This is a genomic window from Bradyrhizobium sp. Crot121 (assembly GCF_059512385.1).
Genome location: NZ_JCAMOR010000133.1, coordinates 1 through 11,043 on the forward strand (window position 1 = coordinate 1; position 11,043 = coordinate 11,043).

At 61.6% G+C, this 11,043-nt stretch carries 8 protein-coding genes and 2 pseudogenes; 5 read left to right on the forward strand and 5 right to left on the reverse strand.

The features are described from left to right. Window positions 1–158: 158 nt before the first annotated feature. Window positions 159–429: pseudogene (locus AC5ZGW_RS43710) on the forward strand (type II toxin-antitoxin system RelE/ParE family toxin). A gap of 301 nt (window positions 430–730) precedes the next feature. Here AC5ZGW_RS43710 and AC5ZGW_RS43715 read toward each other — a convergent pair. From AC5ZGW_RS43715 to AC5ZGW_RS43725, 3 genes and pseudogenes are all read right to left on the reverse strand, one after another. Further along, entirely contained in the window at window positions 731–1,915 is a 1,185-nt protein-coding gene (locus AC5ZGW_RS43715; protein WP_207231158.1) for an RHE_PE00001 family protein, read from the reverse strand. A 297-nt stretch (window positions 1,916–2,212) separates the two neighbouring features. After that, window positions 2,213–2,604: pseudogene (locus AC5ZGW_RS43720) on the reverse strand (type II toxin-antitoxin system VapC family toxin). After that, entirely contained in the window at window positions 2,604–2,849 is a 246-nt protein-coding gene (locus AC5ZGW_RS43725) for a type II toxin-antitoxin system VapB family antitoxin (protein WP_130230413.1), read from the reverse strand. The pseudogene AC5ZGW_RS43720 and the gene AC5ZGW_RS43725 overlap by 1 nt, the downstream one beginning before the upstream one ends. Before the next feature lie 1,742 nt (window positions 2,850–4,591). On the opposite strand from AC5ZGW_RS43725, the gene repA reads away from it, so the two are divergent. From repA to repC, 3 genes are all read left to right on the forward strand, one after another. After that, window positions 4,592–5,806, forward strand: coding sequence for a plasmid partitioning protein RepA (gene repA, locus AC5ZGW_RS43730; RefSeq protein WP_130230411.1), 1,215 nt, complete (start codon window positions 4,592–4,594; stop codon window positions 5,804–5,806). Then, complete coding sequence (gene repB / locus AC5ZGW_RS43735) at window positions 5,803–6,822, forward strand: plasmid partitioning protein RepB (protein ID WP_130230409.1); 1,020 nt, start codon at window positions 5,803–5,805, stop codon at window positions 6,820–6,822. Before repA ends, repB begins: the two co-directional genes overlap by 4 nt. Before the next feature lie 197 nt (window positions 6,823–7,019). After that, window positions 7,020–8,252 carry a plasmid replication protein RepC gene (gene repC / locus AC5ZGW_RS43740; protein WP_130230407.1) on the forward strand — a complete coding sequence of 411 codons (1,233 nt, stop codon included), beginning with the start codon at window positions 7,020–7,022 and terminating at the stop codon, window positions 8,250–8,252. 503 nt (window positions 8,253–8,755) lie between these two features. Here repC and AC5ZGW_RS43745 read toward each other — a convergent pair. After that, window positions 8,756–8,914, reverse strand: coding sequence for a hypothetical protein (locus AC5ZGW_RS43745; protein ID WP_165435593.1), 159 nt, complete (start codon window positions 8,912–8,914; stop codon window positions 8,756–8,758). A 658-nt stretch (window positions 8,915–9,572) separates the two neighbouring features. Between AC5ZGW_RS43745 and AC5ZGW_RS43750 the strand changes: the two genes are divergently transcribed. Continuing rightward, on the forward strand, window positions 9,573–9,755 hold the full coding sequence (locus AC5ZGW_RS43750; RefSeq protein ID WP_130230403.1) for a hypothetical protein: 183 nt from the start codon (window positions 9,573–9,575) through the stop codon (window positions 9,753–9,755). 258 nt (window positions 9,756–10,013) lie between these two features. Here the strand turns inward: AC5ZGW_RS43750 and AC5ZGW_RS43755 are convergent, their stop codons facing one another. Continuing rightward, entirely contained in the window at window positions 10,014–10,916 is a 903-nt protein-coding gene (locus tag AC5ZGW_RS43755; protein ID WP_245475103.1) for an IS630 family transposase, read from the reverse strand. Between the last annotated feature and the right edge of the window lie 127 nt (window positions 10,917–11,043).

Below are 11,043 nucleotides of genomic sequence, written 5' to 3' on the forward strand. Positions count from 1 at the left end.
GCCGCAACGACCCGCTTCCTCAAATCCAAAGAGTAAGGCTTGCCCATCCATGCCGGCCTCCAGCCCAGCCAGCATGGGGAATCAGAAACCGCCTGATTTGGGAATCCCAAATCGATTCAAGCTAACTTCATTCCGCTTTAGTCTGGTCGCGCTTCGCGTTGTCCGATCGCGACAGCATTTTCAGCTACATCGAGGCCGAGAATTCTCGTGCCGCGGTCCATGTCGACGAACAGATTGCGAATGCCGCGCGGCGCCTGCTCGCCTTTCCGGATAGCGGTCGGCCGGGGCGTGTCGCTGGGACGCGCGAGTTGGTCATTCCGCGTACATCTTATGTCGCGGCGTACCTGGTCGACGGCGATACCGTTCGCATCTCGCGCGTGCTCCATGGCGCCGCAGATGTGGCCAGACGAACTTACCAACGACGATTGAGGCGGCTCCGTACAGTATCGTGCGACCAGCTGGACGGGCAAGTTTCGATTTATTGCATATATCGTAGGTTGCCTACGATAAGTACGATCAAACTAAATCTTCAAGCCTTCGTCTCGCGTGCGTGCCGGACGAATAAAGGCCTTGGTCAGCGTCTCGAGCGTGACCGGAGCTTTCGTCACACCTTCGGGCGCTGGAAACGGCCGCTGCGCTGGATTTCAACCGCGCGGCATTTTTGTGGGTGCCTTATTCATCTGGACGAGGCGGCCTTTCCGCCGAGCGTTCACAGCACGGACTTTCGCCTCTACAGGACGCCCCACGCCCGGTAGCGTCCCCGCCCGGTCGCCTCGCGCAGGCCGAGCTCGGCGACCAGGTTTTGGGCAGCACGGGGAGTGATCTCGAGTTCCGCCGCGATCATGCCCGCCGAGACGATCGGCCTCGTCAGCACGTAGTCGAGGAGAGCCGGCAGTTTTGAAGTGGCGCGACGGCCGGCGAGTTTTCGGGCGAGCAGGTTTCTGGTCATCAGCCAGCGGTCGTGGTCCTTGCGGCCAGACTCGGCGGCGGCCGTGATGGCCTCGAGTTGCACGACCAAACGCGCCGCGGCGTCGCGTGGCCGCCGGCGCGCACGCGGAATGTTCTTTAGCCCAGCATGCAGGCACGGCAGATGCGAGCGCGTTTTGCCGCGGTCCCTCAACAATGCCGCGGCGAGCAGGCGGCCGAGCCAAGGGGTGTGCTCGAGCGGTTCGATCTCACCCCAGGCGTCGGCGGCAATCGCCCCCGCCAGCGTCGGCGGCAAGCCGCGAGTCTGGTCGACCACATCGCGCCAGTGATCGAGGCGTTCCTCCTCATCCCAGTCGGGATCGTAGATGAGAGAATCCCGCTCCGGCCGAAACCGAGTCTCGTCGGCAAGCCTGCGCTCCGCCCTGGCGTTCGCTGCGTCGACCGCGTCGAAAGCGGCGGCCAGATGGGGATCGGTCTCGCGGACACCGAGGGACAATTCGAGACCCACCTCCTCCCGCTCGGCGTCGTCGTCGACCTCAAAATTTCCCTCGCCTGTCTCCTCTTCTCGCTCGCCCCTGCCGCGCAGGCTGGCGAGCCCCGGAGCCGACAGCGCCCAATCGGGCTTCGCCTCGGCGATGCGCCGACGGGCGCGCAGCACGGCGTGGGCGCGAGTCAGCTCGTGGGTGGGAGCGCGAACGTCCATGCCGGCGTCGTGGAGGACGAGGTCATCGAGGTGGACAAGTTCGCCGTCCAGCCACAGACTGGCGCAGGCATCGGTGAAGTGTGTCCGGCTGATTGCGCCGTCGCGGATTGGGCTTTTGGCCAGCCGCTCGTCGAAGCGGGCCACAGCATCCTCGGCGGCGGCGAGCGGCCCGACGAGCTGGGCCCAGGGCAGCGGATCGGGGATTTTGTAGGTAGGCAGCAAGGTCCTGATAACCCTAATGGGAACCAGCGAAACGGAAGCTAACACGGCTTTCGCTTCCGTCATAGCGATGTCGGTTCCGGACCGCCCGAGGATTCAATTTCGGTTCGCAAATCAACGAGTTCTGGCGGCCTCAAGCCAGGCTAGCCGCCGGTCGGCGCCAAACCGCCAAGAAGATGCGCCGCTGGCAGCTCCCCTGCCCTCTTCCGGACGCGTCGGCCGCCCTCCGCGCTCAGATGTCCTCCTCGATCGACTGTCGTCACGGCTATCGGGCTGGCTTCCCCGCGTCGGTTCGGTGGCTTCGCCGCGAATCAGCGTTCATTACTTCTGCCACGCTCAGGCTCGCTCCGATAGTAGCGCTTGTCAGGCCGCCTCGATGTCGGTCTGCGGAAAATCGGCGCCCTTGAACATCAACGGTTCGCCAAGATATCGGGCGCAGGCGTAGGCGAAACAGTCCCCGAAATTGAGCCGCGCCGGGTGCCCTTGCCGAAGCGGTCGAAGGCGTCGAGCGCGATGCGGGCTGTTTCGGGCGCAACGTTGACCATTTTGATTTCCATCGGCGCGAGATAGCTCTCGACCGCTTCGGCCGCCGCGGCGATCGGCAGATCGAGCACGCGGGCGATGGCAATCGCCGCCTCCCACACGGCCTGCGGCGAGGTCAGCCGGGTTGTGCTTTGCTGCACGCGCGCCAGCAACTCGCGCGCCTCGTCTTCGTCCGTCAGCATCGCGGTGAGCGCCGAAGCGTCGATGAACATCAGGAATCCTCGTACAGGCTGTCGCGGAACGCCCTGTCAGCAGGCTTGCCGCTCTGCGGATTGCCCTTTGCCTTCAAATCGCGACAAAACTGGACGCCCAGGTCGACTAATGACGGCTTGCCCTGCTCGCGCTCGAGTTCATGGGCGAGTGCCGTATGCACGGCCTCGGTCAGCCCGATTTTCTTCAGCGCCGCGACCCTGCGGGCCAGCGCGTCAGTCTCCGGATTCTTGATATGGAAGGCCATGCGGCGCTCCTCTAGCGTGTATCGTGTATCCTTATATAACGTTCCGGATACACCGCGTGAAGGCCGGGTATTCTCGCGAAATCTGATGGAGAAGGTCGTAAAGCACACGGAGGCCCGAGATTTCTATGGTTAGCATTCTATGAATGCCACCTTCTGGCCTTCCGGGCCCTATTTCCCATCAAGACCACACGCCATGACCTCGACCGGGCTCGGGCTGAGGACAACCTGGTCCCGGCTCCTGAATTCATTAGGGCGCGGATCGTCGACGACTAGAAGGACGCGCGTCGGCGGCTGGAAGGCACAGATTGTTGTCAGCTGACAACATCCATTTCGTAGGCCCGGCTCTTATTGTCAGCTGACAACAATCCTCCAAGGTCGGTTGCTGCCTATGACCGCAGTGCGAGGCGACTTTCCGGTCGACCTCATTCGGCGCCACGCAAACCCGCGAGATTGGATTGTCGATCCGTCTTGCTGTCTGCCGATGGAGTGCCACTCCGACGCTGGATGCTGTGGATCAAACTTCCTGACAGGCAGGATCAAGGCGTGAGCTCAGCCTACTCTTCGGCTGGTTCTCCCCGAACGATCCACGGTCATGGCTCGAGCCGATGCCGGCCGTTGATCACCCAAGGTCCGGCGGCGCCTCCGCCTTACCCGACCGTGAAGCCGCCATCCCGTTGCGCTGGTCTAAGGGGATGTTGTCAGCTGACAACAATCTGTGCGGCGCCCCCGATGGGACTACGTTCCGCCGCGATCGGAGCGTCTCGTTCAGGAAGAGATTCGATGCGGCGTGCCCGCGTCGAAGGCTCACGATGGCATCTCGGGCAGTTGGCCAGGTGTGAAGAATGTATGCGGCCCGGCGCGAGGTCGCTCCGCCGCACAGCGGTGCCCGTTAAGGTGGTGGCCCGACTGAGCTTGGCTTCCTTCGCCGAAACAGATCGCATGTGCGGTCGATGATGAGCCCCCGCCGCGCTAGGTGCTGGTCGGCCTTGCGGCTGGTGGTCCGGGAACAGCGAGCGCGAATGACCCGGAATGCACTCGGTCGATTACTCGACCCTTGTTCTTCGGCTGATTGGCGGAGACCTGCTGCCGTGAGGGGCTTGCTTGTTGCCCTGGCAAGCGGCGGCCTAGCGAAGTGCCGCAGTGGCGCGTCGATCCACACTGCGACGGCCCGGCGAACCGACATCGCAAAATCCCGTCGCTCGCCACCAGCTCCGGCGCTTCAACGAGAGGGGGAGGGTGCTTTTGGGGGACCGTTGGTCTTCGGCATCAGGTACGAGCCCACCTACCTTACGAGGCATGCGATCTTCCGGGCAGCGACTTGCTGGAAAGCAAGGAATAGGGACGCTCGCGCGCCGATTGGTCAACGACCGTCAAGCACCGGTACACGCTGACTCGACCCCAGAAGGGAGGGTTTGCGGCGCATGGAAAGACGCCCCGGCGCATCCGCACGATAGCAACACTGATCGGAGTAGCGGCTGGCATCGTACCGAATGATGCTTGAGGGATCCACGCAGCCTCGCCGAATCGCGCTGTAGTAGAGGCTGGCTCGGCTGGCTGGGGCCATTGTTGTCAGCTGACAACAACAGGGCGACGCGCCAAAAAGCGGCTGCTCGCCGTTAGGCACGCCATCGAGCGTTAAGAACTCGTTAACCCTTTATTTCTTGCTCAAATCATAGAATCGTGGCCATCTCTCAAGACGGAGATTAGGCGTCTGACGCGCAGAAACCGTCTTGAGAAGGCAAATGGCGATCTTAGCGGAAGATTCGGTTACGATGAGCGAGACTGCGTCTGCGCGGATCTCTCGGCATGCCGGCATTCTTTCCGGCCAACTTCGCTCGCTCGCGACGACGCTTTTCCCGCCTTCGGCGAGCAAGTCGCTCCGGTCGTTCACCTCAGGAGAGGTCGCCCGAATTGCGGGCGTGTCCGATGGGTACCTTCGACAACTTTCTCTCGACGGACTTGGACCGACCCCGACGACGGGAACCGGGGGCCGCCGATCTTATACTCTGGCTCAGATTCATGAGTTGCGCGGGTATCTCGCCACCGCGCGGCCGCGCGAAGCATTGGAATTTCTCCCGCGCCGCCGCCTTGGTGACAAGCTCCAAATCATCACCGTCGCGAACTTCAAAGGCGGTTCCGCCAAGACGACGACGGCATTGTATCTTTCGCAATACCTCGCCCTTGCCGGCTTTCGGGTCCTGGCGATCGATCTCGATCCGCAAGCTTCGCTGTCAGCAATGTTCGGGTACCAACCCGAGTTCGACATCGCCGCGAACGAAACCCTCTACGGCGCCATACGATATGACGAACACCGGCGGCCAATGCGCGAGGTCGTTCGGCCGACCTATTTTGACGGGATAGGTCTCGTTCCAGGCAATCTCGAGCTTATGGAGTTCGAGCACACCACGCCTCGAGCAATGGTCGAGCGGCGTGAACGCGGACACGACCTATTCTTTCGCCGTGTCGCCAGCGCCATCGACCAGGTCGCCGACGACTACGACGTCGTCGTCATCGACTGCCCACCCCAACTTGGTTACTTGACCATGGGCGCGCTAAACGCGGCGACCGCGATGCTCGTGACCATCCATCCTCAGATGGTCGATGTCGCATCCATGAGCCAATTTCTCCTCATGACGTCGGACCTCATGTCCGTCATCGAGGAAGCGGGTGGGCGCCTCGACCACGATTTCATCCGGTATGTCATCACGCGTCACGATCCTAATGACGTGCCCGAAGCTCAAATCGTGGCGCTCCTCCGCACCCTTTTTGGATCGGATGTGCTCCAGGCCACGGTGTGGAAATCGACCGCGATCGCCAATGCCGGCCTCACTAAGCAATCACTGTATGAGCTGGAGCGCGGCGCCGTAGGGCGAGGCGCCTACGACCGGGCGTTGGAATCGGTCGACTCGGTCAATGCCGAAATCGCGCAACTTCTTAAGAAGGTGTGGGGTCGATGAGCAAACGCACAGACACCATCAAGAGCCTTTTCACGGCCCCGCAATCAACCGCGTTGTCAGCTGACAACGTGCCCGGTGCACTGCCGCGGGTCTCGTCAGGCTCGGTCCGCTCGTTGAAAGATTCCTTTTCCGAAGTCGAGAAAGAGAACGACGAGCTTCGCGAAAGAATTGCATCCGGGGCTGTGATCCTTGAAATTGACCCCTCGCTTATCGATCCGTCACCGCTGGCCGACCGGTTTCGCGATCAGGATGATAGCTCGTTCGAAGCACTCAAACAGTCGATCGCACAGCGCGGCCAAGAGGTGCCCATTCTCGTTCGGGAGCATCCTGAAGCGAAAGGGCGCTACCAGAGCGCCTATGGTCATCGCCGCGTCCGCGCCACACGCGAACTAGGCATTTCAGTCAAAGCGGTCCTGCGAGCGCTGTCAGATGAAGCGCTTGTCGTGGCGCAAGGACTCGAGAACGCACCACGCGAAGATTTGAGTTTCATCGAGCGCGCGACCTTCGCGATGCATATCGAAGATGCCGGGCACAGCCGGTCAATCGTGCAAGACGCCTTGTCGATCGATCGGGCAGAGGCGTCAAAGCTTCTTGCCGTGGCTCGATCGGTCCCAGCCGAAGTCATTCAAGCAATCGGGAAGGCTCCGAAAGTTGGCCGCGGCCGCTGGCAGTCATTTGCTGAATTGATCAAGGATGTAGCGGCGCTCAAACGTGTCAGGACGGCGATCGCCGAACCTAAATTTGCAGAGCGAGAAACTGACGCTCGATTCCTTGCAGCATTCACGGCGGCAAGCCGTCCATCTTCCGCGGGACCATCGAAGCCATCCGAAGAGAAGCCTGTCTTTTCCGTATCCGGAGACAAAATCGCGCACGTGCGTCAGGCCGAGCGCGAATTGAAGCTCACCATCGACAAGAATGTCTCGACGACATTCGCGGCATTTCTTGTCGACCAACTCCCGGCCCTGTTCGACGCGTTTTCCAAGACGAGCAGCGGTCAGGAAAGCACCGAGGCCTGACGGCCTCGTCCCGCAAACGCAGACCAGGAGCAGACAAGGCAAAAGAAAAAGGCCCCCGAAACGGAGTTCCGGAAGCCCTTCTCTTCAAGTTTGGCGACTGACAGAGAATCACTTTCGCGAATCGCAGTCAAGAGTTTCTACGCGATTTTATCGTCGTTTCGGCGAGCAGGTTTCCTTTGCCCAGCTGAGGCAAAGACATGCAGTCACACTCTCCAACGACGCCCTTCGGGCGGCGATCGCTGACACTTGCCCATGTGGCAAGCCATATGGTCGCAACAGAACGCCCGCCCGAAAAGATCGTGCACAAATGGAAGATCTTTCATGCCATCTGTACGGCACGGCCGCGGCTTGGCGTGTCCGAGCGCGCGCTCTCAGTGCTTAACGCGCTCCTGACCTTCCATCCTGAGACGGCGCTCACAGGAGAGGATGAACTGATCGTCTTCCCGTCGAACCATCAGCTCAGTCGGCGAGCGCACGGTATGCCGGCATCGACGCTGAGGCGTCACCTGGCCGTACTGGTCGACGCGGGGCTGATCGTCAGGCGCGACAGTCCGAATGGCAAGCGGTATGCGCGGAAGGACAATGCTGGCGAAATCGAGCTCGCCTTCGGCTTCGATCTTTCACCGCTCGTAGTACGGTCAGAGGAGTTTGAGGGCCTGGCGGCCGATATCGAAGCGGAAGCCCGTGCACTCAAGCTGGTGCGTGAACGGATCACGCTGTGCCGGCGCGACATCGCGAAGATGATTGCAACCGGCATCGAGGAAGGCGTCCCGACGCGAAGGGCAGGGCAGGGGCCTGCCGATTGGCAGGAGGTGCATGCCGCCTTCCGCGCAATGGTCGCTCAGATTCCGCGCACCGCGACGCGCCAGGAGCTCGAGCCGATCGCTGACGAGCTGTCGCAACTGGCTGACGACGTGCTCAATCTTCTGGAAACACACATCAAATCCAAGAATCCGAGCGCCAATGAGTCCCATTCTGAGCGCCACATACAGAATTCAAATACCGAAGCCCTCACTGATCTTGAACCTTGCCTTCCAAAAGGCAGGGCGGCGGGAGCTGAGCCAAGACCTCAACCATCGCGAGTCGCCGAAAGTTCGTATCCGTTGGGAATGGTCCTGAGTGCATGTCCGGACATCGTCGATTATGCGAAGGGTGGGATTTCGAACTGGCGCGATTTCCTCGCCACGGCGGCGGTTGTGCGATCGATGCTGGGGATCAGCCCGAGCGCCTGGGAGGAGGCGCAAACCGTCCTGGGTGAAATGCAAGCGGCGGTCGTCGTCGCCTGCATTCTGCAACGCGGCACCACGATCAGATCCGCTGGCGGTTACTTGCGTGGGCTGACGCGGAAAGCGGAGGTCGGGGAATTTTCTCTTGGGCCGATCCTGATGTCGCAGATCAACTCCCGGCTCCATGAAAAACGAACGGCCTGACGGATGGGTAAGCGTCTCTGTGCGCCACCGGCTCGGGCTGACGCGTACGTGGTTCGCTTGCGGTTGAGGTCGAATTTGATGGGGCCTTGGCTGCGGCGGCAAATCCTCATCAGGGTGCCGCGCAGGAGACTGGCGACCCCGAGATCGTCAGTGCGGCCATTGCGCACCCCGGGCGCCATGCGACAGCGGCCGGTCGGATGAAGCGGCCGTTTTACCGAGCACGCCGCGCTGCCGACCGACCGATCGGGCCCGCGAGGGGCGGCAGGGCAACGCTGCCAACGGGCCGAGCAAGATCGATGAGAAGGCTCGCGCGCAACGCGGCGCTAAAGGAACAACGCCTAGCGCGAGGATGACGAGAAAGTGGGGGACCGAAACGGAGCGTACTGCGCTCGAGGAGCGAGCTCGGGCGGAGGAAGTCCGCTGGCAAAAACACGAGGAGACGCCGGAGGAAGTGTCTACATCGTGCGCGCGAGTAGGCCGCAACTTCGTCGGGCTGTCTTCCTTCAGAACGGCGCCGGGCCAAGCGCGAGGCTGAAGGCCATGGCCGCCACAAGGGACAGCAGCAGACCGGCGCCGGAGAAGATCGCGACGGTCTTCAGGTCCTCGACGTCGGTTTCTGCACGGGCGCCGCGCGAGAGCGCCCTCGACAAGGTGGCTATCATCTGTTTCCTCCAAAGAACGCGGGACAGGACCATAGAGGACCGGAACGCGGAGCCGTGTGAACTAGGTCTCAATGACGGCTCGATCTTCGATAGCCGTTCTTGGGCAAGCTTGCTCGATGCGCCCAACTTCGTGCCACCGACTTGCAGTCGTTGACCACGGATCCGGACGCCGTCGAATGCCACAATAGCTTCGCAGCAGATACTAGAGAGGTGGCGTCTGGACCGACCAGCGGCAGTCAGTGAACAGTCGCCCCGGTCTACGAAGACACGGAAAACCAACGACCGGACCGCGCTCGACTAGGTCCGCCGGGATGGATTCGTTAAGCTTGCCGGACCCGGAAAAAAAGGGCCGCCGGCGTCGCACGCGGGAGCGGGTCGCCTCCGGATCCTGGTCTGCTCTTCAGGTCGTATCGTTGTGCCAGATCGAGCAGCCGCCGCCTGGTGAACGGGTCCGCCTTCTCGGCCAAATCGCGAGCCCGCTGCGCGAAGCCCCTGTAGAAATCTTCCACGACGCCACCCCCGCAACTTCACTGAAGGCTTAATTTCAATCTTGAGGCGCTACGCGTCAAGCGAGCGGCACCATCCGGACAGATTTCGGCGCGCACCGCTTGTGTCGGCGGGCTGCATGAAACTAACCTGGGCTCGGCAGGAAATATCGATGCCTGCGCAAAGTTCGAGCCGCAAGCTGTGCCCGTCGCGCGGAAAGGCGATGACGGCCATTCCCGTCGATGTCGCCGATGGGCGGTCGCGTTATGTTTGCCTTGCCTGCAAGGATGATCCGCTGCACGACCCCGCCGCCCGGAAGTGGGCGGATAGCCCGCTGCGGCCACCCGCCAAATAGCGTCCGATTGAAATCGAGCCCGGCAGCCGGATTGCTGCTGGGGCCGATTGTGCTGACAAACCTGTCTAATGCTGTGGGGTTGCAACCCGCACTTCCAGCTTCGTTCCGTCGTGCGTGCCGGCGGAATCGCTGCGGAGTCGGCGGCCGGCATGTCCACGACGCTAGCATCTGTTTGGCCCATTGGTCGCATGGATGCGGAGGGCGAGGTTGCATCCACATGGCGCGTACGTGGGTATGGGCGCAGCTCTCTAGAGCGTTTCACATTTTGACGGAAGCATATCCGGCGTTTGCGAAGTAGTTGCTGCATTCGCGAGGTTGGATTGTTGCGACGAGATTGCCGAGGTGTCGCCAAGTATCTTCGAGGGTGCGCTTCTGCGCGATGCGCATCCAGTGCTTGACCTTGGCGAAGGGCTGGTCGATCGGATTAAGGTCGGGTGAGTAAGGTGGCAGATACCACAGCCTGGCACCGTGCCCGCGGATGAGGCGACGCAGAGCAGCCGACTTGTGGCTGCCGAGATGATCCATGATAACGATGTCGCCGGGCCTGAGAACTGAAACGAGCTGCTGTTCGACATAGGCTTGGAAGCACTCACCGTTGATCGGCCCATCGAAGACGCAAGGGGCGATGAGGCCGTCACAGCACAAAGCGCCGAGAAAGGTCAGCGTCTGCCAATGCCCGTGCGGGGCAGACCCCGGCACCCGCTTGCCCTTTGGTCCCCAACGCGTAGCGGAGCCATGCTGGTCTTGATCCAGGTCTCGTCGATGAAGACGAGACGCTTGGGATCCAGGCCGGCCTGCCAGGACCGCCAACGGTGACGCGTCGTGCAACGTCGGAGCTGGCCTGCTCAAGGGCGAATAGTGTTTTTTTGAACCGCAGCCCTTCGCGCCGTAGAAAATCCGGACCGCATTGTGCGAGACCTTGATCCCACGCGCGGCCAGTTCGTCCTTCAGCTTGTGCAGCGTCAGATGCGGCGTCTGGCTGATCCGTTCCTTGATGAACGCGCGATGAGGTTCCAGCACCGGCTTGCGGTGTCCGCCCATCTTGCCAGGCGCCACCGAACCAGTCGCCGATGGCGTTGCGACAACACGCTCACGAAGATCGTTGGAAAGAGGTCGGCTCATCAGATGCTGGCCTCCAGCCCAGCCAGCATCTTGAATCACAAACCGCCTTCAGGGGAATCCCTATCGATTCAGCTTAGCCATGAAACGCTCTAGGTCGTGTGGACAGTTACCTTATCCAGAGCAGAGTAGCGGCAATGGTGACAACGGCGAAGTAGTTTCGCGCGGT